At 36.0% G+C, this 23,170-nt stretch carries 19 protein-coding genes and 1 pseudogene; 11 read left to right on the top strand and 9 right to left on the bottom strand.

Annotation, left to right across the window (positions count from 1 at the left end):
• Nucleotides 1–198: 198 nt before the first annotated feature.
• On the top strand, nucleotides 199–1,230 hold the full coding sequence (locus STA7437_RS00670; protein ID WP_015191431.1) for a hemerythrin domain-containing protein: 1,032 nt from the start codon (nucleotides 199–201) through the stop codon (nucleotides 1,228–1,230).
• Between the two features lie 360 nt (nucleotides 1,231–1,590).
• On the opposite strand, the gene STA7437_RS00665 is transcribed toward STA7437_RS00670, so the two are convergent.
• From STA7437_RS00665 to STA7437_RS00650, 4 genes are all read right to left on the bottom strand, one after another.
• Nucleotides 1,591–3,663, bottom strand: coding sequence for a PAS domain-containing hybrid sensor histidine kinase/response regulator (locus STA7437_RS00665; protein ID WP_015191430.1), 2,073 nt, complete (start codon nucleotides 3,661–3,663; stop codon nucleotides 1,591–1,593).
• 390 nt (nucleotides 3,664–4,053) lie between these two features.
• Nucleotides 4,054–4,431: a hypothetical protein gene (locus tag STA7437_RS00660; protein WP_015191429.1), complete on the bottom strand. Its 378-nt coding sequence runs from the start codon at nucleotides 4,429–4,431 to the stop codon at nucleotides 4,054–4,056.
• Between the two features lie 39 nt (nucleotides 4,432–4,470).
• On the bottom strand, nucleotides 4,471–6,339 hold the full coding sequence (locus STA7437_RS00655; RefSeq protein WP_015191428.1) for a CheR family methyltransferase: 1,869 nt from the start codon (nucleotides 6,337–6,339) through the stop codon (nucleotides 4,471–4,473).
• Nucleotides 6,340–6,675: 336 nt separating this feature from the next.
• On the bottom strand, nucleotides 6,676–7,260 hold the full coding sequence (locus STA7437_RS00650; RefSeq protein ID WP_015191427.1) for a chemotaxis protein CheB: 585 nt from the start codon (nucleotides 7,258–7,260) through the stop codon (nucleotides 6,676–6,678).
• Nucleotides 7,261–7,465: 205 nt separating this feature from the next.
• Between STA7437_RS00650 and STA7437_RS00645 the strand changes: the two genes are divergently transcribed.
• On the top strand, nucleotides 7,466–8,203 hold the full coding sequence (locus STA7437_RS00645) for an SDR family oxidoreductase (RefSeq protein ID WP_015191426.1): 738 nt from the start codon (nucleotides 7,466–7,468) through the stop codon (nucleotides 8,201–8,203).
• 12 nt (nucleotides 8,204–8,215) lie between these two features.
• Nucleotides 8,216–9,088: an SDR family NAD(P)-dependent oxidoreductase gene (locus STA7437_RS00640; RefSeq protein ID WP_015191425.1), complete on the top strand. Its 873-nt coding sequence runs from the start codon at nucleotides 8,216–8,218 to the stop codon at nucleotides 9,086–9,088.
• A gap of 129 nt (nucleotides 9,089–9,217) precedes the next feature.
• Here the strand turns inward: STA7437_RS00640 and STA7437_RS00635 are convergent, their stop codons facing one another.
• Both STA7437_RS00635 and STA7437_RS00630 read right to left on the bottom strand, forming a co-directional pair.
• Nucleotides 9,218–9,517 (bottom strand): sll1863 family stress response protein, encoded by a 300-nt coding sequence (locus tag STA7437_RS00635; protein WP_015191424.1) that lies wholly within the window; start codon nucleotides 9,515–9,517, stop codon nucleotides 9,218–9,220.
• Nucleotides 9,518–9,886: 369 nt separating this feature from the next.
• Complete coding sequence (locus tag STA7437_RS00630) at nucleotides 9,887–10,321, bottom strand: ferritin-like domain-containing protein (RefSeq protein WP_015191423.1); 435 nt, start codon at nucleotides 10,319–10,321, stop codon at nucleotides 9,887–9,889.
• 36 nt (nucleotides 10,322–10,357) lie between these two features.
• Here STA7437_RS00630 and STA7437_RS00625 point away from each other — a divergent pair, with 36 nt between their 5' ends.
• The 6 genes and pseudogenes from STA7437_RS00625 to STA7437_RS00600 all read left to right on the top strand — a co-directional run bounded on the left by STA7437_RS00625 (nucleotide 10,358) and on the right by STA7437_RS00600 (nucleotide 17,129).
• Nucleotides 10,358–12,982 carry a chloride channel protein gene (locus STA7437_RS00625; RefSeq protein WP_015191422.1) on the top strand — a complete coding sequence of 875 codons (2,625 nt, stop codon included), beginning with the start codon at nucleotides 10,358–10,360 and terminating at the stop codon, nucleotides 12,980–12,982.
• A 159-nt stretch (nucleotides 12,983–13,141) separates the two neighbouring features.
• A pseudogene (locus STA7437_RS00620) lies at nucleotides 13,142–15,606 on the top strand (dynamin family protein).
• Nucleotides 15,607–15,656: 50 nt separating this feature from the next.
• Nucleotides 15,657–15,941: a KGK domain-containing protein gene (locus tag STA7437_RS00615; protein WP_015191421.1), complete on the top strand. Its 285-nt coding sequence runs from the start codon at nucleotides 15,657–15,659 to the stop codon at nucleotides 15,939–15,941.
• 49 nt (nucleotides 15,942–15,990) lie between these two features.
• Entirely contained in the window at nucleotides 15,991–16,353 is a 363-nt protein-coding gene (locus STA7437_RS00610; protein ID WP_015191420.1) for a KGK domain-containing protein, read from the top strand.
• 20 nt (nucleotides 16,354–16,373) lie between these two features.
• Nucleotides 16,374–16,772, top strand: coding sequence for a KGK domain-containing protein (locus STA7437_RS00605; protein WP_015191419.1), 399 nt, complete (start codon nucleotides 16,374–16,376; stop codon nucleotides 16,770–16,772).
• Between the two features lie 114 nt (nucleotides 16,773–16,886).
• A complete protein-coding gene (locus STA7437_RS00600; protein WP_015191418.1) occupies nucleotides 16,887–17,129 on the top strand; it encodes an HNH endonuclease in 243 nt (80 codons plus the stop codon).
• A gap of 27 nt (nucleotides 17,130–17,156) precedes the next feature.
• On the opposite strand, the gene STA7437_RS00595 is transcribed toward STA7437_RS00600, so the two are convergent.
• A complete protein-coding gene (locus STA7437_RS00595) occupies nucleotides 17,157–17,744 on the bottom strand; it encodes a Uma2 family endonuclease (RefSeq protein ID WP_015191417.1) in 588 nt (195 codons plus the stop codon).
• 66 nt (nucleotides 17,745–17,810) lie between these two features.
• Complete coding sequence (locus STA7437_RS00590; protein WP_015191416.1) at nucleotides 17,811–18,668, bottom strand: branched-chain amino acid ABC transporter permease; 858 nt, start codon at nucleotides 18,666–18,668, stop codon at nucleotides 17,811–17,813.
• 89 nt (nucleotides 18,669–18,757) lie between these two features.
• On the opposite strand from STA7437_RS00590, the gene STA7437_RS00585 reads away from it, so the two are divergent.
• Nucleotides 18,758–20,584: a tetratricopeptide repeat protein gene (locus tag STA7437_RS00585; protein WP_015191415.1), complete on the top strand. Its 1,827-nt coding sequence runs from the start codon at nucleotides 18,758–18,760 to the stop codon at nucleotides 20,582–20,584.
• Nucleotides 20,585–20,742: 158 nt separating this feature from the next.
• Here the strand turns inward: STA7437_RS00585 and pstS are convergent, their stop codons facing one another.
• Nucleotides 20,743–21,786: a phosphate ABC transporter substrate-binding protein PstS gene (gene pstS, locus STA7437_RS00580; RefSeq protein WP_015191414.1), complete on the bottom strand. Its 1,044-nt coding sequence runs from the start codon at nucleotides 21,784–21,786 to the stop codon at nucleotides 20,743–20,745.
• Nucleotides 21,787–22,065: 279 nt separating this feature from the next.
• Here pstS and STA7437_RS00575 point away from each other — a divergent pair, with 279 nt between their 5' ends.
• On the top strand, nucleotides 22,066–23,127 hold the full coding sequence (locus STA7437_RS00575) for a glycerophosphodiester phosphodiesterase (RefSeq protein ID WP_015191413.1): 1,062 nt from the start codon (nucleotides 22,066–22,068) through the stop codon (nucleotides 23,125–23,127).
• Nucleotides 23,128–23,170: the final 43 nt, after the last annotated feature.

The following is a 23,170-nucleotide window of genomic DNA, read 5'->3' as shown; positions in this document are numbered from 1 at the left end:
ATAAGTAAAAAGGGCTTAAATTTTTATATCTATAGATAGAACACATTTTAAATAATTTCATTCAAAAACATTAACTTACCAAAATTACCAAAAATTAGTTTTAATCCTCTATCAAATGATTGATGAAATAACTTGTTTTTATTATTTATCTTCAAATAAGAACAAATTTAATAAATAAAGTCTTTTGAGGTAAAGCTAATGGTATCTTTAACAGATGAAAAACGTGCTGCTCTTGCAGAAAAATTAGCAGGCATGAAAGCTATTCAAGATTTAATTATTTCTAACGAACAAGAGTTTATCAATCAATGTGATGATACCGAGATTCGCGATCGCCTTCAAAAAATGCTTTCCGATGACCAAAAGAATCTAGGTATTATTGAAACAGCCATTACTCAATACGGTATTCAATCAGAACCAAAAGATAAAGTCCAACAAATGGTTCAGAAAGCCGAAGAAATGATGTCGGGTTCTGACCTAACCATGTACGAAAAAATGGCTCAACACGAACTACTAAAACACGGACAAGTTATGTCTGGGCTAATTGTACATAAAGCTGCTCAGATAGTTGGTGCTGATGTTCAAGCAGCCCTCGCACCTATCAATACGGTTAACTTTGAAAACCGCGCTCATCAAGAGCAACTAAAAGGAGTACTTGAAGTTTTAGGAACTCGTGAATTAACTGGAGAAGAAGCAGACCAAGGACTTTGGAGTCGTGTTCAAGATGCCATTTCAGCACTTACTGGTGTAGTAGGTAGTGTGGCTACTCAAAACTCTGATCAATCAGATCTGAAAATTCAAGATATCATCCGTATGGATCATCAAAAAGTCAATGTTTTAATTGGCGAAATTGAACAAAGTAATGATAATCAAAAAATCCAAGAATATTTTGGTCAACTTTATCAAGATTTACTAGTTCATTCAGTAGCAGAAGAACAAGTTGTTTATCCTACTGTACGTCCATTTTATGGCGACGAAGATACCCAAGAACTTTATGATGAACAAGCACAACTTAGAGAAATTCTTGACCAGATGAAGTCTTTAGAGCCAGATTCTCAAGAATTCAAAGATATGTTGCAGCAAGTCAAAGAAATGGTTGGTGACCATACTCGTCAAGAAGAAAGCACAATGTTCTCTGCCATCAAGAGTAACTGTTCTTCTCAACAACAGCAACAAATGGCAACTGAATTTAAAGAAGCTAAAAAACAATTGCAATTAGAAATGGCTGGCTAAAAATCTCTTGAAAGGTTTATTTGCTAATTATTAGAAGTTTTGAAGATTGGAGTAGAGGTGATTCATAAATTGCCTCTACATTTTATTATTAATAGCTCGCAAAAAGTCAGCTAGGAGCAAGGCATTGCCCTGCCCGTTCAAAAGTTATAGCAACCGAACTATAGGTTAAGACAGAATATTGAATCGTAGGGGCGATTCGCGTCTCCGAAGGTGCAGCGAAGCGATCGCTCTTACAATATTTGTGCGTCCTGATCTTTCCTTCGACTGCTATATATGAAATAGAAAAAAGAATACTACAAATAGTTTGATTTTTTAAAAGTTTAGCCAACAGCTAAAAACTAATTTCATCTCAAGAAAATTTTAGTTTTGAATAACTTGTTTAATAGTAGTCAGTAAACTTTCTGCGGTAATTGGTTTGGCTAAAAAGGCTTTAACCTTAGAATTTCTGGCTAGAGAATAGTCAGTTGCCAGTCCGCTAAGACTGATTATTTTAACTTGAGGAGCAATTTTTACTAATTCCGCGATCGCAGTGGCTCCATCCAGATTGGGCATCATCATATCCATTAACACTAGTTCGATTTCACCATAATGCTGTTCAAAAATTGCGACCGCGTCTAAGCCGTCTTTGGCAGTTAGTACCCGATAACCAGAAGTTTCTAGTAAAATTTGAGTCATGTAAAGGTTGTCTTTTTCATCGTCGACTACCAAAATTAATTCTCCCTTGCCTTCGGGTAAGGCTGATGTTGAAACTTTGGTTTCTATTTTTTCGATTTCGATAGCTGGCAAGAAAATTTCAAATTGAGTACCAGATTTCAATTCACTCGATACTTCAATAAAACCTCCATGATTTTTCACAATTCCCATCGCGGTAAAAAGTCCTAATCCAGTACCTTGATATACTTCTTTTGTCGTGAAAAATGGCTCAAAAATTCGCTCCAGAATCTGAGGGGGAATGCCATAACCAGTATCGATGATTGAGAAAACAACATAAGCTCCTGCTTCGGCATCAAGATGTTTGCGAGCGTAGTCTTCTGTAACAATTCGGTTTTCGGCACAAATCATCAAAGTTCCACCATAAGGCATTGCATCGCGAGAATTGACGCAAAGATTGAGTAATACTTGATGCATTTGGGTAGGATTGGCGTAAACTGTCCATAAATCTGGGGGAGTATTGACGACCAAATTAATTGTTTTCGGAAAAGTCTCTTGGATTAAATGTTCAACTTCTTCAATTACACTGTTGAGTTTAAGATTTTGCCTTTCGCCTTCTTCACTCCGAGAGAATGCGAGTACTTGTTTGACGATATTGGCACCGCGTTTAGCATTAGTTTCGATTAACTCAGTTAATTTGCGACAGGATTCGTTTGGTTGAGGGATCAGACGAGGCAAAATTTGCACCGAGCCTAAGATAGGATTAAGAATATTATTGAGATCATGGGCAATTCCGCTTGCCAGAGTGCCGATACTTTCTAAACGTTGGGATTGGAATAATTGAGATTCTAGTTGTTTTTTTTCAGTGATGTCGGTGTCTACAATTAGAATAGATTTTGGTTGTTCTGAGCGATCGCGTATAACTGACCAGTGACTTTCTACCAAGATTTCTCGACCTGTTTTAGTATATTTTTTGAGTTCTCCCTGCCATTTTCCTTGTGCTAATGCACTTTGTTTGGCTTCTGCTAGTTGAGGTACAGTTTCTTGCCACCAAAGTTCCATCGCGTTTTTACCAAGAACTTCTGGTGCTTCCCATTCGTAAATGTTTTTGGCACTAGAGTTCCAAAACGTAATTTTATCTTCCAAGTCGCTGACAATAATTGCTTCTGTAGCTACGTCCAATAAAGCAGCTTGTTGGCGGTTTTTTTGCTCATTAGCGATCCGTTCGCTGAGATCGCGAATTGACCACAATAGTCTTGTAATATTTCCTTTAAAATCTAGCTCTACGGATAAAGAGATTCCTGCGATCAAAGGTTTACCATGACGAGGTTGCAATTCTAATTCCAATTCTTCAATCTCGTAACTTTGGAATAAAGAATCTAAACAATGGTGAAAAGTATGGCGCGATGTTTTGCAGATAAAAAGAATAAAAGGTTTTCCTAATAAGTGATCGCGTCTTACGTGCAGCAATTTTTCTGTAGAGCGATTGGCTGCTTGAATTACGCCATTGCGATCGGTCACAATATATCCATCGGGAGCTAATTCAAACAAATTTTGATATTGCTGACGTTCTTTTTCTAGTTCTTGGCGAGTAATAATTAATTCTGAGTTTTGTTGTTCTAACTCTTCTAAAGCTACGTGCAGTTCTTCAATAGAAATAGAAAGGGCGGTAATTGCTTCAGCTTCTCTTTCTGAAGAAGGAGGTTGATCTAAATTCTCTTGCATTTTAGCTAATTGCTGTTGAGCATTATTGATTTGGTTCTCAAAATTTGAGATATTCATAACTAATTTATAAATTTTTTATTAAAATCAAAAAAATGATCGCAATTGTACAGAATGAGATAAACTTTTTTATTAAGTTATTATCTTTAAAATAATTATATAAGTGATTTACTAATCACAAAATTTTCACAAAATAAAATTAGATAAACTTTAAATATAAAAAACAATAAAGCGAAGAGAAACTTTAGCTTTAACCACAACAAAATCTTTTAAAAAAAATTTAAGCTTCAACTTTTTTAAATATTAAATACTTAAATGTTGGCTACAGATAGAGTTTTTTTTAGCTCTTAGCTCTTAGCTAAACTATAAGTTAAATTTAACTGTTTGTAGCATTATCTTTTATATTTTATCTAACTTTTTACTTTTGTACAGACGTAACATATTACGTCCCTACGACTTTTTACTTTTCTCCTGATTAGCTTGGATTTTTTTCAGCAGTATTGCGTTATATTCTTCGATCGCTTGGACGTGTTCCTGAGTTGCTTTTCTTCGTTGTTGGGCAGCTATTTCTGTAGATTCATAAGCATTTACTTCGTTTTGTTCGGATGCTTGTTGAGTTTTTTCCTGTTCAATTTTTGTGTAATGGAGAATTTTTTGACCATGTTCTGCAATAGATTTTCCTCCTGGTTCATTTTCTGCTTGGAGCCTTTCGCCTAATTCAATGAGCTTTTGAGCACATTTGTCGGCAATTTTTTGATGATTTTGAGAAATTTTTTCTTGGTCGTCAATAAACTGCTCATGCCAATTTTTACTTTCTAGTTCCGACATAATTATTTTTTCAAAGTCAATCTAAAGATACGTTTAAATTTAGTCAATTGAAGCCCCAATTTCATCTATCAAGAGTATTACACCCTGAAGTTCTTTATTAATCCCAATTAAGGGATTAAAACTAATATGACATTGAATAGTTTTTCCTCGGCGATTAATAGCTTTAAGCTGGATTTCTTGTTTGTCTTTATTTCTACTTAGACATCTACGAATCGGTTCTCGTAATTGAGCAACTGGTAAACCAATATCAAGACCTAATAAAGATTGTCCTTTAACTTCATCGACTCGCAATCCCCAGAGATTTTCGGCTTCATTATTCCAACCGAGAATATTAAACTGATAGTCTACTACAATTACACCAGAGCGAATACTTGCCAAAATCGAACCTAGAAAACTATTTGCTTGATTGAGTTCGGTTGTCCGTTGACGTAATTCGTCATTGATAGTCTGCAATTCTTCATTGGTTGATTGCAGTTCTTCATTCATTGTCTCTAGTTCTTCGTTAGTTGATTGCAGTTCTTCGTTAGTAGTTTCCAACTCTTCATTAGTTGATTGCAATTCTTCATTAGTGGTTTCTAACTCTTCATTACTAGATTGAAGTTCCTCATTAGCAGTTTCTAATTCTTGATTCGCTTGTTGAAGTTGAACTTGCAGGTCATGATAACGGGTAACATCAATAAATAAAATGCTTACTCCCAAAATTGCACCATTGTCGCCTTCAAGGGGAATAAACTGGACATTTAAATACTGAGTTTCATTTTTGTTGAGATTACGAACTACATCTTCAATAATAATAATTTGTCGTTCTTGGTAAATCTTTTCGAGAGGAGAACGTAATTCTAGAGGACGATAAGAAATTTCCAAATCTTGCAAAGGTCGACCCAAATCGAGGGAATTGATCCCAAATTGATTGCGAGCGGAAGCATTGGCTAGTACTATATTGCCATTGAGGTCGATGATAATTTGAGCGATCGCACCTGTATCAAAAGCAAGTTCTCGAAGTTGCCAATGAAAATGGGAATTATTGTTCACTTCTTCTTCCGCAAAATTGATATTGTCAGCTATGAGGATTGGTCGGTCGCGTTTTCTGGTTATCGCTATTGGACTAAAGATGCGATGTTGTAAATTGGCAGGAGTAAAAAGATTTGCGTGAGTAAGCAACATTTCTGCTTTACCTAAAAACAGAAATCCCGAATTATTAAGGGCGAAGTGAAAACGATTGAGAATTTTAGCTTGAGTTTCGGCATTAAAATACATTAATGTATTACGACAGACTAACAAGTCGAGGCGAGAAATCGGTGCATCTTGTACCAAGTCGTGACGACCAAAAATCACCACACGGCGCAAGTCTGGGCGAAAAAGATAGCGTTCTCCTTGCAATTCAAAAAAGCGATCGCGTAATTCTGGCGGAATTGGCTCGATTTGTTGACTAGTGTAGCTCGCTAGACGAGCTTGATTCAGGGCTTCTTCGTCTACATCTGTAGCATAAATTTTAACTCGCTGACGAAATAATTCTACTCCCAAAACGTCTGCGAACAAAATCGCGAGAGTATAAGCTTCTTCTCCTGAAGCACAACCAGCACTCCAAATCCGAATCGGCGATCGCGGTGACTTGCCTTCAATTAAATGAGGAATAGTTTGTTCCTGCAAATATTTCCATGCCAATTTATCTCGAAAAAAAGTAGTAACATTAATCAAAATATTATTAAAAAGTAATTGAAATTCTTCCTGGTGAACTTGCAAATAATCTAGATAAGCTTCAAAACTGTTTAGTTCTCGCAATTGCATCTGTTTGCGTACTCGACGTTTGAGGCTAGTTCGTTTGTAACCAGTAAAATCGAAACCCCGCGATCTTCTTAAATATTCTAAAAGTTCTTCAAAAACGCGATCATCATCTGTAAAATTCATTTGTTTGATTGGAAAGGTTAATTAACAAAACAAGATTGAAAGCCTTTTTCTGAGCGATAGTGAAATGGCTTCTTCTTGAGTGATAGTAAGATGACTGCTTCCTGAGAGATGGTGAGATGGCTGCGAATGTGTCAAAACCGAGAGTAATAAGGTTCGTAGCTATTAGCTGTTCGCTCTTAGCTTTTAGCTTGTAAAAACTTATAGATACAGTAATACAGTATTATTTATTTCTACATGAGACAACTTCAAAAATTAAAAATCAGAAATAAAAAAAAATATTTTATAGTTTTTTGTTTTATACATCTAATAATCATAAGTTATTCTGCTTGCTCGGAATTAACCTTTTCTAGGCATTACTAAAGCGATTAATTTTGCAGAGATTTCATTAATAGGTAGGATAAAATCTACTGTTCCCGTCTTAATCGCTGCACTGGGCATCCCAAAATATTCAGAAGTTGCTTCATCTTGAGCAATTACGATCCCTCCCATTTCATGAATCGCCTGTACCCCCATAATGCCATCTTCACCTGTTCCTGTTAGCACAACCGCGATCGCTCGTTTTTGATAACTAGCTGCTACTGACTCAAACAGTAAATCGGCAGAAGGACGCACAAAATGAACTAATTTTGATTTACTTAACGATAGAGTATGGTCAGGATTAATCAAAAGATGGTAGTTAGGAGGAGCAATATAAATTGTCCCCGAATTGATGCGATCGTTTTCTTCGGCTTGTTTAACTGCTAAAGGGGTGCGACGCTTAAGTATCTCTGCCATATAAGAGCGACTAGAGGGATCGAGATGTTGGACGACTACAATAGCAGCAGCAAAATCGGCAGGTAAGTTTGATAATACTTGACTAATAGCATTTAATCCTCCTGCTGAGGCAGCCATAGCGACAATTTCAAAAACGGGAAGATTCATTTTAGTTGTGTAAAGTAGTTTGATGTCAAGCTCGTTTCGTTGAGATGAAATTAGCTCTTAGCTAACAGCCATCAACACTAAAATTTGATTTCCCAATCTCTTTCTCTCAGCAGAGACATAATTTGTAGATAAATCTTAGAGTTCTGATAGTGTCTCAATCAAATTATATAACCACAACTGCAAATTAAGCGCAAAATAAGTATATATGAACTCTATTTCTGGAAAAAGTGTAATTATTACTGGTGCTAGTAGTGGTATTGGCGAAGCTACAGCTAAAATGCTTGCTGAACGTGGAGCTAAATTAATGTTAGCAGCACGTCGTGAAGAACGGCTACAAGATTTGGTAAGTAAAATCGAACAAGCAGGAGGAACGGCGACTTATCAAACAGTTGATGTGACTAATTATCAGCAAATGCAAGCTTTGGCTCAAACAACCCTTGATAAATATGGCAAAATCGATGTTTTGCTCAATAATGCTGGCTTAATGCCTTTATCCCGCCTTGATAAATTGAGAGTTGAGGAATGGGACAAGATTGTTGATGTAAATATTAAAGGTGTTTTATACGGAATTGCTGCGGTGTTACCGATCATGCAATCTGCTAAGAACGGTCATATTATTAATATTTCCTCAGTGGCTGGTCACGTAGTCTTTCCAGGTGGTGCGGTTTATTGTGGTAGTAAATTTGCAGTACGAGCAATTTCTGAAGGTTTACGTCAAGAAGTTGGTGCAGATATTCGTTGCACAATTATCTCTCCAGGTGCAGTAGCTACTGAATTAACTAATTCAATTCAAGATACAGAAGCTTCTCAAAATATCGAAGCAATTTATCAAGAAGCTATTGATGCAGATGCGATCGCTCGTGCGATTGTGTATGCTCTCGAACAGCCTCCTGAAGTTGATGTTAATGAAATTTTGATTCGTCCCACTGCTCAAGCTTTATAGGAATTAAAAATCATGAGACGTTTGGAAGGAAAAGTAGCAATTGTCACTGGTGCTGGTACGGGCATTGGAGAAGCGATCGCTCATAAATTTGCCAAAGAAGGAGCTAAAGTAGTAGTTAACGGGTTTTCTTACGATCCCGTCGATGATGTGGTAGCTTCGATTAAAGAATATGGTGGTGAAGCAGTTGCTTGTTGTGGTGATGTATCGGAAGAAAAAGACGCTCTAAAATGTATTCAAACCGCGATCGACCAATACGACAAGTTGGATATTTTAGTTAATAATGCGGGGGTTTTCCTCGCTACAGCAGAAACTCAAGATTACCCTATAGATGTTTTCGATCAAACTCTAAAAATGAACTTGCGTTCTGCTTTTGTTATGACCAAATACGCTCTCCCTTATCTGCAAAGAACCAAAGGTAACATTGTCTGTGCAGGTTCAGAAGCAGGTTTTAATGGCTTAGCCCAAAATACTCCTTATGGTGGCACTAAGGGATGGATGCATTCTTTTGTGAAAGGAGTTGCAGTCGAACAAGCCAAATACGGAGTTCGAGCTAATTGTTACTGTCCTGGTGCTATTGATACTGCTTGGACACACAAAGAAACGGGTCCAATGGATGCAGAAATGGAAAAAATGTTGATCGAAGCTACTCCAATGGCACGCCGAGGTACACCAGAAGAAATAGCCAATGTTTGCGCTTTTTTAGCTTCTGATGAAGCTAGTTATGTCACAGGTGCATTATGGTTAGCAGATGGTGGAGTAACAGTAGCCAAAGGTTCAGTTGGTCAACAAACTCCTCAACAACTGCGTCAACAACCCCAAGGAGAGTTACGCTTAGACCATAGTAAGGAAGGTTTAGCTAACAAACAAACTCAGACAATTAAGTAAGCAAGTCCAAAAGTAAAAGGCAGAAGACAGAAGGTAATTAATAACTAATGTAGAGACGTAATATGTTACGTCTTTACTGGTAACTGGTCAGTGTAAAAGCCAATTTAAGAGTAGCCATCATATTTTTTTTTATTTGAATTTATAAATCGCATTTTTCCAGGCTTGATTTAGTTCAGCCAAAGCTTTTTCAAGTCCTTGTTTCATTTCTTCCCAAGCTTCCTCACTAGTTTGTTGTAGTTCTTGGAATTTAATTTGGGCAAGTTCGCGTTTCGTATATAGTTCTTCTAATTTACTTTGATATTGATTTGAGACATCAGTCTTAGTATGTTCAACATGGGTTTTAAGTTCTGCAATGTGAACATTTAGTTTGTCAATTTGTACTTTAAGTTTTTGTTGATAAAGTTGTTTGTTATTAATATAATTATTCATTTTTATTTTGATTTTTATTATTTTTTATAATTATTTTTACGCTTAAATTTAATAATGAATTTTGATCAATTTTTAATTGAAGGAAATAAATATAGCCTTTCTTAAATAGGTGTACTTCACCTATTAACAGTGACTAGTAGAGACGCGATATATCGCGTCTCTACACCAGTTTTCAATTAACCATCAAATATCAACGCTCAACCAGGAACACGAACTGTATTTCATTAATGCTAAGAACCGTTATATCTCACCTCAACAAGAAAATTGATTTAGTGCCTGTCTCTCAAGTATAAAAAATGTAACTCAACTAATCCAGTTATATCTATCTAAGGATAGATAATTCGGTTTATGTTGGTGGCAAACATTCAATTAAACAAAATCGCGCAACATCTTTCTAATTTCTATGTTGTGTAATTCTTCTTGTCCAATCATACTACGGGTAAACTCTTCAAGATAAACACTTGCATCTTCAACCACACTGAGTAACTTCTTATATAGTTCCAAAGCTTTTTTTTCATGATTGAGACTTTCCGATAAAATTGCATGAAGGTTGTGTTCATAGCTTTCTTCAATCGGAGCGATTTTGAGACTAGGATGCCCTTCTAAACCAGTCAGAATTTCTCCTACTTGTTGAGCATGAGTTAAAGATTCATTAGCTTGTGCTTGAAAGAATTGCACAATAGGAATACGATTCGGTCCAGTAACCATCAAGGAATAATGAGTGTAACGCACAACTCCAGCTAGTTCAAATTCCATTATTTCGTTGAGAATAGTAGTTGTTTTTTCTCGATCTAGTTCTTTCATAATTCATCAGCTAACCAATACAGTTTCTATCCTATTATGAGGAATCGACTTGATGAGTGGTTTAAATCCAGAGTTTTGGCGCGCAGTTCAATTGATAACCGCTATGCGTTAATTGAAGCTTGTTTAATCGGTATTTTATCAGGATTAGCTGCTCTGTTACTGAAACAGGGGATTGGCTGGTTAGGAGGATGGCGGATCAAAACTGCTTATGAATATGGTGCAATCATTACTTTACCAATAACTGGTTTGATCTTTGGGACACTTGCTGGTTGGGCGATTGAAATTCTGTCACCAGAAGCAGCAGGAGGTGGTATTCCCCAGGTTAAAGCTGCATTAGCGAGATATCCGATGCCTTTGAATTTGAGAGTTGCTTTAGTAAAAGCGGTTGGAACTATTTTGGTTTTGGGTGCTGGTTTAACTTTAGGTCGTCGCGGGCCGACGGTTCATATTGGCGCAGCTTTAGCAGCCCAGTTAAGTAGTTGGATTCCTAATTCACCTACCAATCGCCGTCAGATGATTGCAGCAGGTGCAGCAGCAGGATTAGCAGCAGGTTTTAATACGCCAATTGCAGGGGTTTTATTTGTGGTTGAAGAGTTGATGCGGGATGTTTCGGGTTTGACTTTAGAAACAGCGATCGTCGCTTCTTTTACAGGGGCTGTCGTTTCTCGTAGTTTAGGTTCGGCAGACTTGAATATACCTACAACTATGTTACGTTCTTCTCAACAAAGTAGTTTTGCTGCTCAAGAGATTCCTTTTTATATTGTGTTGGGAATTTTAGCTGGTTTGTTGGGAGTGTTATTTAATCACGGTATTCTCTACGGCATCAAACTTAACCGTCAATTAAAAATACCTATGCCTTTGCGAATGGGATTGGCAGGATTAATTTCTGGGATTATTATTGCTTTTTTACCTACTTTTTTTCGTGATAATGCTGGTTTACGAGAATTTTTAATTTCTGGAGGATTGAGTTGGCAAGCGATCGCGATCGCTTTTTCGGCTCATTTTTTCTTGACGATTCTGGCTTATAGTTGTGGCGCACCTGGGGGATTGTTTGCTCCTGCTTTGGTTTTGGGTTCTGCTTTGGGCTATTTAGTTGGGATGGTAGAGGTTAATTTGATTGCTAGTCAATCTGCTCATACTTTTGCTTTGGCAGGCATGGGTGCATTTTTTACGGCAGTAGTCAGAGTTCCCGTCACAGCAATTGTGATTGTCTTTGAAATGACAACGGATTTTAATCTAGTTTTACCGTTGATGATTGTTTCTGCGGTGGCTTATATTGTCGCCGAAAGTTTTCATCGAGGTTCGATTTATCAACATCTTCTCAGTGCTAGCGGGATTCAACTTCAAGAAGATGCTCCTAATTATGATTTTTTGGCTAAATTAAAAGCGGTTGATGTGATGCAGTCGCAGGTAGAGACTTTATCTAGTAGTTTGACGGTTGAAGAAGCTATGAAGGCTATTTCTCGTTCTTCTCACCGTGGTTTTCCTGTGATGGAAGAAGGTGCTTTGGTAGGAATTATTACTCAGTCGGATTTAGCTACTGCCAACACAAAAAATGATTCAATTCTCTTGAAAGAGATCATGACAGCACGTCCGATTACAGCTAATCCTACTACTTCTTTAGCAGATGTTTTGTATCTGTTAAATCGTTATCAATTATCTCGTCTTCCTGTAACTCAGGGTAGTAAACTGATCGGGATTATTACTCAAAGTGACATTATTAAAGCGGAAGTACAACAACTCAGTGGCGATCGCGAAGTAACTGCTAAACCAGAACCTTCCTATGTTGCTTATCGCACTCGTTCTCCTGCTATGGGAAGGGGGCGCATTTTATTACCTTTATCGAATCCTGAAAATGCCTCCAGTTTGTTACAAATTGCCATAGCGATCGCACAATATCAAAAGTATGAAATTGATTGTCTGCAAGTTATTTCTGTACCTAAATATATTTATCCTGCTCAAGCACAAATAGATTTAACTACGAATCGAACCTTAATGACTCGTTTAGAACAGTCAGGAAAACAGCATAATATTCCTATTCATACTCAAATTCGGATTGCTAACGATACCGCAGAAGCTATTTTAGAAGCGATCGCACAAGAACAAATTAATCTTTTATTAATGGGTTGGAAGGGAAGTACTTCTAGTCCAGATCAGATTTTTGGTAGTGTAGTTGATACTTTAATTAAACAAGCTCCTTGCGATTTGATGCTGGTCAAATTAGGACAAAAACCTTATTCTTTTCCTCATAAATTAGATCGACCAGGTTTATGGTTAATTCCCACTGCCGGTGGAGCAAATACTCAAAAAGCCTTAAAAATCCTACCTGGTTTGGCAAATTTTGCTGGTCTAGTTCGCACACCTAAAATAAAACTGTGTCAAATTTATTCTCCTAATCAATCAGATTTACCGCTTCAGCACTTAAGTAAAACAGCAGAATCTTTGCGAGATAAAATCAATTTCCCTGTAACTATCTTACCAATCCGCGCTTATTCTGTTTCAGAAACGATTATTCGCCTTACAACTACGGAAAAATACGATTTAATTATTATTGGAGCAACTAGCGAAGGATTACTACAAAATGCAGTTCGCGGTAATATTCCAGAAGAAATTGCCAGAAAAGTTGATACTACAGTAATTATCTTCCGCAATGCTTTGTAGGGGATGAGAACATCATATTTAACGAACGCAGGGGCTATTGACGAATCTTAGGGTAAGTGCTATTCGCGCCCCTACTAATGTCATTCAAATCAATAGAAATAATTGATTAAGGAAATGGGAATTCTAACAATAGAATCACTGTAACTGTTTATTTTGTATATGAATTACCCTTCTCCTCACTGTGCGAACTTATCAGAAAATGTTAATAGCTTATTAACTTTATTTCAACAAGAACCAAGCTTACATCATCAACAAGATACTACCTCAATTGAAGCATCTTTAAAAAAAGCAATTTCGCCTAAATTTGAGATTGTTTTTGCTGGTGCTTTTAGTGCAGGAAAATCGATGTTGATTAATGCCCTTTTAGAGCGACAATTACTATATAGTGCGGAAGGTCATGCGACAGGAACGGAATGTTATATTGAGTATGCCGAATCTGAACAAGAAAGAGTAGTTTTAACTTTTTTAAGTGAAGCAGAAATTAGAGAACAAGCCACCTTACTTTGTCAAAAATTAGGCATCTTTGTTAAAGATAGTATTCACCCACTTCAAGTAATTCAAGCACTACAAGAAAACTGTAGCAATATTATTGCTCAAGAAGGTGGTGAAAGTAAATCGGAACGAGCCAAACAAGCTAAAGCTCTAAGTTTATTATTAGAAGGATTTGTTAATAATAAAGACCGCATTCATACTACTCAAAATGCTACCTATTCAATGGAGCAATTTCACTTTTCTAATTTAGCCGAAGCAGCAAGTTATGCTCGACGAGGAAGTAATAGTGCAGTTTTAAAAAAATTAGATATTACTGTTATCATCCCTTACTAAAAGATGGCAATGTTTTAGTAGATTTGCCAGGGATTGATGCGCCAGTTAAAAAAGATGCCGAATTAACTTATAACAAGATCGAACATCCTGATACTTCTGCGGTAATTTGTGTCCTTAAACCAGCAGCAGCAGGAGAAATGACTTCAGAAGAAACAGAATTAATGGAGAAAATGCGGTCGAATTCTGGTATAAGAGATCGTGTTTTTTATGTTTTTAATCGTATCGATGAAACTTGGTATAACGGGCAATTGCGACAGCGTTTAGATAGTTTAATTCAAACTCAATTTCGGGATAATACTAAAGTTTATAAAACCAGTGGTTTACTTGGTTTTTATGGCAGCCAAATCAAAAATACGAATAGTAGCGATCGCTTCGGTTTAAATACTATTTTTGCGGAAAGTGTTAAAGGTATTGGTGGGGAAGAAGAAACACCACAATTTGTTAGTGAGTTTAATAATTACTGTGCTAATTCTGGTAAACTAACTCGCACTAATTTTAAGGTTTCGGTTAATAGTTACGAAACACCCAATGAAAACTATTGTCGTATCCTTAATGAATCAGGAAAAGATTTAATTCAACAGTTAATTACGGATAGTGGCATTGAAGAATTTCGCACTGCCATTACTCGTTATCTTACTGAAGAAAAACGTCCTCAACTGTTTGCTACTCTTGCCGACGATCTACAACCTTTATGTATTAATCTCAAAAAATATTATCTTCAACAACTGCAAGATTTAGACAGTCAACCTCATGAAATTGAGGCAATGAAACAGCAAGAATTGAGACAACTCAATCAACAACTCCAACAAGCTGGAAAAGAATTTTGTCATCACATTGAAAGCGAAGTAAATCTAATTGTTACCAACGGCGATCCTACTTTTGAACAAGATTTTCGTCAATTAAAAGCGAGAATGGTAAGTCGTCTCGATGAACTTCTACAAACCTTTTCTGTCGCCAATGCTTATAGTCGCGCTACTCTTTCCCATCCCCGTAACGCCACCGCACCCTTAATTGCCGTCTTAGTCGAAGCTTTGTATCATCTCGCCAACGAATTGGAAGATGTTTTAGTCGAAGAATCAAATAAATTAGTCCAAATCTTCTGTCAACGCTTATTAGATCGAGTCAAACAAGCCGAGTATTACCGTCAGTTGTATCGCCTCTTGGATAACGATGGAGGTATTGAAACTCAACTCAAACAACTAGAAACCCAATTAACCCATGCCTTAATTAGTGAAGCTAAGACGGAGTGCGATCGCTATGTAAGAGAAAGTCCCCGATTTTATGACGAGGGTACCTTTTCAATTTATCAATTTCGGCAAACTTTGCAACAAACATCTCAAGGTTATGACTGTCAGAGTATGGTAGAAGCCGAACCTGCCATCCGTCAGTTATTAAAGTTGGATTTTGAACCCAAAGTTTCTACCACCATTCGTCGTAACTTCCGTCAAACCATCAATCAAACCTTGAAAACTCATTTACTACCGACAGCAACCCAACAAGCAGACGAAATCTTACAACAATATCCCCAAGCACGCGCCAATCTCGAACAGACTTTAGAACAAGAAGCAGCCGAAAAAATTGCTCGCAATCAAAGATTACAAATCGAAATCGAACAGAAAATCGAGCAATACAATCAAGCAGTTTCTAGCATTAATAATTGTCTGCAAGCAATTCAAGTTTACGAACATCAATTACCAGTAATTGTGATGAATAAAATTGCCAAAGAACCCGTTCAATTTGATGAAGATAACCAAGATTACAGTCAAAGCGAATCACTTCTTGCTATAACCGAAATCTAACCCTTAAGGTGGGCAATGCCCACCTCTAATTAACTACACCAATAAATCAAATGGAAGAGCAAAAACAAGTTATAGATCAAGACGAAGTTTTATCCGTAAATCGAGATGACAATATTTTAATTGCCCATCACACTTATAAAGTAGAAGAGTTTTTACAAGAGCTTGGAAAAAGGATAGATAAAAATAAAATGGAAAAATGGTGTGTTGATGGTGTTCCCTGTCAATTATTAACTCCTAATCAGGGATGGAAAAAAGGCAAAGTCAAAATAGTTTTACAGTTTTCTCCAGATGAAACTGAATCTCCACTCGATCCCATCAGGAAAGAGATGGAATAAAAATAGTTATTATCAACACAACTACTATTATCAAATCAAGGTAATAATAATGGAATTAAACGAATTTTTAAAACAATGTAAAGATGATGATGTTTTATCTTTCGGTGAGCAATTATTGAAAGTAGGAAAAATCAAGCAAGCAATAACTGAAGCATTTAAAACTGTTATTCCAAATCAGCTATATGAATATTTAAAAAATTCACCACATAAGATACACATTATACCAATGCGTCCTAATTTTGGACAAGCAAATGATATATGGTTTGAAGAAGGTGTAAAATTTTCTATTTTACGAGCGGGTTCTAAAGGCTGGCAGCAAGGAAAGATAAAAATCAAAGTTACATTAGAGTTTGAACCAGATAAAACAGAATCACCCTTGGATGAAGTGCGCCAAGAAATAATTAATAGTTAATTTTAAAATTAGTAAATACTATGACTACTGACAACAATTTTTCTAAAACTTACCGCGATATAAATAATAATTCTGTAGTAATCTCTATTGGTAATCATTGTGTTTTAAAAATCAGTAAATTATTAGAAGTTGCCAATCAAATATTTAGTAATAAAACTTTGCAAGAAGTAGAAGAACAACTTAAACAATCAGGTAGTGGTTCTTTGGTATTAAGAAATTTCGGTTCTTATTGGAATACTCAAGGCGTTGATGCAGAAATATTAGAGCCTAATTTTAATAGTTGGAAAAAAGGCAAAATCAGAATGAGAGTAGTCTTAGAATTTTGCCCAGACGAACCTGAAGAAGCAGAAAAAATCGACAATCATAAAATCGATAACAATTCTTTAGACGATATCCGTTCAACTATCTCTAAACAATAAATATAATTGTGAATTAATTTACGATTTATGTAAGGATTATCCGTCATGTAGGTAGGGGCAATTCGCGAATTACCCCTACAAAATATATTTATTTATAAATAACACCAAAATTGAATGTCCAAAACGCCCAGAATAAATATTCCAAATTCGGTTAAACAATATGTATTACAACGCGATAATTATCAATGCCAAAGTTGTGGTAAAACTGAACAAGAAACCAAACTAAATATCGATCATATTATTTCCTTAGCTACAGGTGGAAGTAACGATATTAGTAATCTTCAAACTCTTTGTAGTCATTGCAATCAAAATAAAAAACATCACTTCGATAGCAGATTTAAACGCTATTTTGAGTAAATAAAAAAAACAATAATAAATTGCTATTTACAAAATCTCTGCCAAATCTAAAACAAAGCCAGGTAAAATATTTTCTCCTGATAAAGTTTGAGGAGACTTAATTATTTCTACTTCTTGCTCTACACGATAAACTTCTACTTGCTGATTTTGGCGATCGATTAACCAACCTAATTTAGTACCATTATCAACATACTCTTGCATCTTTTCTTGTAAAGGTTTAAGAGCATCAGTTTTAGAACGTAATTCCACCACAAAATCAGGACAAATTGGGGCAAATCTTTCTTTTTCTTCCAAAGTTAATGATTCCCATTGTTCTTTTTTTACCCAAGAAGCATCGGGTGAACGTTCCGCACCATTAGGAAGTTTAAAACCTGTAGAAGAATCAAAAGCGACACCTAATTTAGTTTGTTGATTCCAAATTTCTAGTTGCGTAGTTATTTTAATATTTCTTCTACCTGTATCACTTCCCGTAGGCGACATAACAATTAAATCCCCTTGAGCGTTCCTTTCAAAACGATAATCACGGTTACGCTGACAAAGTTGCCAAAACTGTTCGTCAGTTAAATCGATAGATAATTGCAAAGGGGAGGGTAGACTAACAGCAATTGTATCCATAATTAATTGAAAGGATGCGTAAGCAAACTTTACTCATTTTGATTTGATTTTAGTATATTGAATTTTTTAAGCTGTTCCTTTAAATAATCCTTGGGGACGAATAAACAAAATAATTACCATAATCAACAAAGCAACCCCTAATTTATATTGAGAATTGAGAACCGTCACACTTAATTCTTGAGCAACACCAATAATTAACGCACCAACAATTGCTCCGTAAACATTACCAATTCCGCCTAAGATAACTGAAGCAAACAGAGGCAAAATCAAAAACCAACCCATATTAGGACGTACTGCGGTGATTAAACCGTACATTCCTCCAGATATCGCCGTTAATATCCCAACAATAATCCAAGTCCAAAGGACTACTTGTTCAACATTAATTCCTGATACTCTAGCTAGATCGATATTATCGGCGACTGCGCGCATAGCTTTACCCATTTTACTTTTTTGTAATAAAAAGTGAAGGGCAATGATCGCAATAATTGCTAAGACAATCACAACGATACGATAATAAGCAATTCTAACGCCACCTACATCAAGAGCTTGTACTACAGGTAAATCGTAAGATTGGTTACTAGCACCCCAAATTAACAGAATCCCACTGCGAAGAAATAAAGCTAACCCAATTGAGATAATAATAAGAGTAGTAGAAGTAGCTCTGCGATCGCGCATGGGTTTCCACAACAGAAACTCACTAATCAGCATCGCGATAACTGTACCTATTGCTCCTAGTACCATTGCCAACCAAATATTGACACCATTAACATTTGCTAACCAAGTTAAATATGCGCCTAAAGTTAAAAAGTCTCCATGAGCAAAGTTGGAGAGACGCAAAATACCATAAGTTAAAGTCAATCCAATTGCAGCTAAGGCAAGCACACTACCAACAGCAATACCATTAAAAATTAATTGAAGATCCATTCGGGTTGTTTTCTGGCAAGACGAATATATTTTAATATCAAGTCGAAAAATTTATTAAATTAAAGAATAGTACTATTGCAGCTAATGCCGTGTCAGAATCAGAAATTAATTCCTTATCTAACCGCTATTTTGATTTAATCGATCGCATTGTTGATCTCACTCTGCAAGGAAAAATTCGTTCCAAAACGCAAGTATATCGAATGCTTCATGAAGGAATAGAGCGCGGTACAGGAGAAATTTTTGAACGCTGTTTGGCAAGTAGAATCGAAACTACGACAGCGCAATTAGAAAAGAAACTAAAAGCTGCTCGCATCTTAAGAGCTTTAGAAACTATCGAGGGAGAATGGCAGAGATGGCAAGCAGAAAATCAGTCAAACCAAGTGATTGTTTCTGCTCAAACCCAAATTACAGCTAGTGAAAGCGATCGCTATTTACTCGCTTTAATTGATGCGATCGATCCAAATCAAAATCAAGCTTTAACTAGAAATCAACTGCAACAGTTAGCTAAAGCTTTAAAATCAACTGCTGATAACCAAAACAACCATCAATTAGCTCAATTAGCTATAGGTATCATTGATGGTTTAAAATCTTTTGCTGATTTGGAAGGAGATTTGGTTAGCTGGATCTATGAAGCAGGGAAAAGTTACATTGGTTTTGAACCCGAACCAAACAATCCTTGGCGTTTTTGGGCAAAAAAAGTTAATAGTCCTTTACCTAGGCAGTTATTTGCAACTTTAGGACAAAATCATCCTCTCACAGAGTTTGTACAGTTTGCCAGTCGTGCCGAATTACGAGCTTGGGTAGAGTTGGTTATTTTATTACATTACCTAGAAAGAGGTTTAGTCAATTGGTTCGATCAACAACCTTACAACGCTAAATTTGGTAAGCAACTTTCTTATAGTACTTTTCTTTCTTTTGCCATTATTTGGGGAGAGTTATCGAGTCTTTTTTCGGCAAGCAGTTATCAATTAAGCGATGGTTGTTTTCAACTGATGTTGCAAACGCTGAGAACTTTTGCAGTCAGAGATGATTTTCCCCTTTATAGCGGGGTGTTTATTTCTTTTTCAGGAGAAAACTTACAAAACACTCTTCAATATTTTGATGAACCTCTCAAACAAGTATCAGGTACAGGAGAAAAAGCTCGTATTCTAACTCTATTGGGTTATTCCCAACGCACCCTAGGAAGATACGCCAAAGCTAACGAATTTCACCAAGAAGCTGTAGTAATTGCCAGAGAAACCAAAGATCGTATTTGTGAAATTGCTAATTTTAATCACCTTAGTCGCATTTGTGTTCATCAACAAGATTATGAAACTGCCATCAACTATAGTCAGAGAGCTTTAATTTTAGCTCGTCAAGTCGGAGATCGATTAGGTGAAGCAAATGCTTTAGTTAATTTAGGCTACAGTAAAGTATTTTCTGCCCGACAACTAGATAGTTTAGATACAGAAGTTTATCAAGAAGCGATTCGTTATCTCGAACAAGGATTGAATCTCGCTGAAAAATTAGGAGATGTTTTTAGTCAAGCGTTTGGTTATAACAGCCTAGGCATTGCTTACGTAATTTTATCTCAACCAGCAACCGCCATACCATCTTTGGAAAAAGGAGTGCAATTAGCTCAGGTAGCTCAAAATATTTATTTACAAGGATTGAGCTTTGTTTATCTAGCCGAAGCTTATTATCAGTTAACCAATCTGTCTCAGACTGTCTATTCTAGTTGTCTAGGAATGTATTTACTCAAGCAAATCGAAGCCATTGAATGGCGACAACCTGCGGGGTTACTAACAATTTTAAAGGGACAAGTAGGAGAAGAAGGCTTTCAAAATTTATTACAACAAGTCCGCTCTTTAATTATTCCTGTTATAGGAGTTGATGGTTACGATTATTTACCAACTTTATTGCAAGAGTATCAATAAAATTGTTCTGATTTAAGCATCTGTGTAGTTACAAACCAATAACAAAGAAATAAGCAATACCAATAAAACCTAAATCATGTAGGGACCCGTGCCTCGAAGTGAATTCGAGGCTTTATCCGCCCCGTTCCCTACTGTAAATGCTCTTTAGGCAATTTCTTTTACTTAATTTGAATTGTATCTAAACTAGCTTGAACCTTCTGAACTACATTATCAGGTAAGGGAATATAACCTAATTCTTCAGAGTAAGCTTGTCCTTCTGTAAGTGACCAATTAATTAATTCTTTAAAAGCATTACCTTTAGTTGCATCATATTCTTCATAAGCTAAAATCCAAGTATAAGTAACGATGGGATAAGAATCTGCTCCTTCTGGATCGCTAATAAATGCTCTCAAATTTTCTGGTAGAGTTACTGCAGATAAACTAGCTTGAGCCGATTCAGGAGTAGGAGCAACATAATTTCCTGCTTTATTTTCTAAGCTGGCGACAGGAATATCTTGTTGTTTAGCATAGCCGTATTCAATATAACCAATCGAACCTTCAGTTTGGAGAATTTGAGCCGTAACCCCTTCATTTCCTTTAGCACCTACACCAGTAGGCCATTCTACTGTTTTACCTTCACCTACTTTTTCCTGCCATTCTGGACTAATTGCACTGAGATGTTTAGTAAACACACCAGTAGTACCGCTACCGTCAGAACGATATACTACTGTGATAGTTTCATCAGGTAATTGAACACCTGGATTTATTTGAGCGATCGCAGGATCGTTCCATTGAGTGATATTACCCAATAAAATATCAGTATAAACTTGACGAGATAGTTTTAAATCTTGAACATCAGGCAGATTATAAGCCAAAACAATACTACCCGCAGTCATAGGCAGTAAAACAACACCTTGTTCAACTTGAGCAATTTCTTCATCATCCATTGCCACATCACTAGCACCAAAGTCTACAGTTCCTTGGGTAAATTGTTCAACTCCAGCACCACTTCCGACAGATTGATAACTTACTTGAACATTAGGATTTTGTTTGTTGTATTCAGAAAACCACAACTGGTATAAAGGCGCGGGAAAACTCGCACCTGCACCGACTAGCGATACAGATTGTGTTTGAGAGCTAACTTGAGGAACAACTACTGTTAAGGTAGCTGCAACAAATCCTATAGTTACTAATGACTTCCAGTTTTTTAATTTTAAACTCATAACCAAATTCGATAAAAATATTTTAGTTTGAGATATCTTATGAAACAAGGCTTATTGACAGATAAACAAAAGGTTAAGACAAGGTAATTAAAAATTCAAAAATAAGATACAAATTAAAGTGTTTTTGTCAAGATAAATAATACTAAATTGTTTAATCAAGGTTATCAATTTACTAAAAAGCTACTTAGAATTAAAACCACTAAATTAAAGAAAACTAATTTAAATAGTTACCTGCAACTCTAAAAATATCCTAAAAATTTTGTAAAAAATGTGTAGATAATGAATAAATTTTCTTACTCTAAACCAATTATTATTGCTCATCGAGGTGCTAGTGGCTTACGTCCAGAACACACTTTAGCAGCTTATCAATTAGCTATTGAACAAGGAGCAGATTTTATTGAACCAGACTTAGTACCTACCAAAGATGGGATTTTAGTCGCTCGTCACGAAAATGCACTTGCGATACTTCATTCTGATGGTAGTATTAATCGTACCAATACCACTACTGATGTCTTTAAATATCCTCAATTTCAAAACCGTTTAACTACTAAAATAATTGATGGTCAAACTATTACTGGCTGGTTTACTGAAGACTTTACTTTAGCAGAATTAAAAACTATTAATGCGATTCAACGTTTGCCAGAACTTCGCGGTACGGAATACGATGATCATCAATTAAAAATTCCAACTTTAGTAGAAATTATCAATTTAGTTCAACAAGTAGAACAAGCAACAGGTAAAAAAATTGGAATTTATCCCGAAACAAAACATCCTACTTATTTTGCGGAAGAAGGAAAAAAAATCGACGGTACTTTAATTAATTTATCAATAGAAAGACTTTTAATAGATACTTTAACTGCTCAAAATTTTACTAATCCAGAACAAATTTTTATTCAGTCTTTTGAAGTAAATAATTTACGAGCTTTAAAATATTCAATTATGCCTGAAGCTGGGGTAGATTTACCCTTAATTCAATTAATTAACAGTACAGGTTTACCTTACGACCAACAAATTTCTGATAACAATTTGACTTATCAAGATCTGATAACTCCTCAAGGATTAACCCAAATTGTTAACTATGCAGTAGGAATAGGTGTAGCTAAAAATTTGATTATGTCTGTAGATCAGCACAACAATTTATTATCTCCTACTTCCTTAATTAAAGATGCTCATCAAGCAGGTTTATTAGTTCATGCTTATACTCTTCGCAATGAAAATATTTTTCTAGCTAATGATTATCAAAACAAACCAGAATTAGAATATCAACAATTAATTGAACTAGGTATTGATGGTTTCTTTACTGACTTTCCAGCCACAGCTAAAACAGTTACTAATTACTAATTACTAATTATGAGGGATGAATAATCAACAATTAACAATCAAC

The sequence above is a fragment of the Stanieria cyanosphaera PCC 7437 genome, assembly GCF_000317575.1.
GTDB lineage: Bacteria > Cyanobacteriota > Cyanobacteriia > Cyanobacteriales > Xenococcaceae > Stanieria > Stanieria cyanosphaera.
The sequence above is the reverse complement of the archived record's forward strand: the minus strand, read 5'-3'. Positions and strand labels throughout refer to the sequence as shown.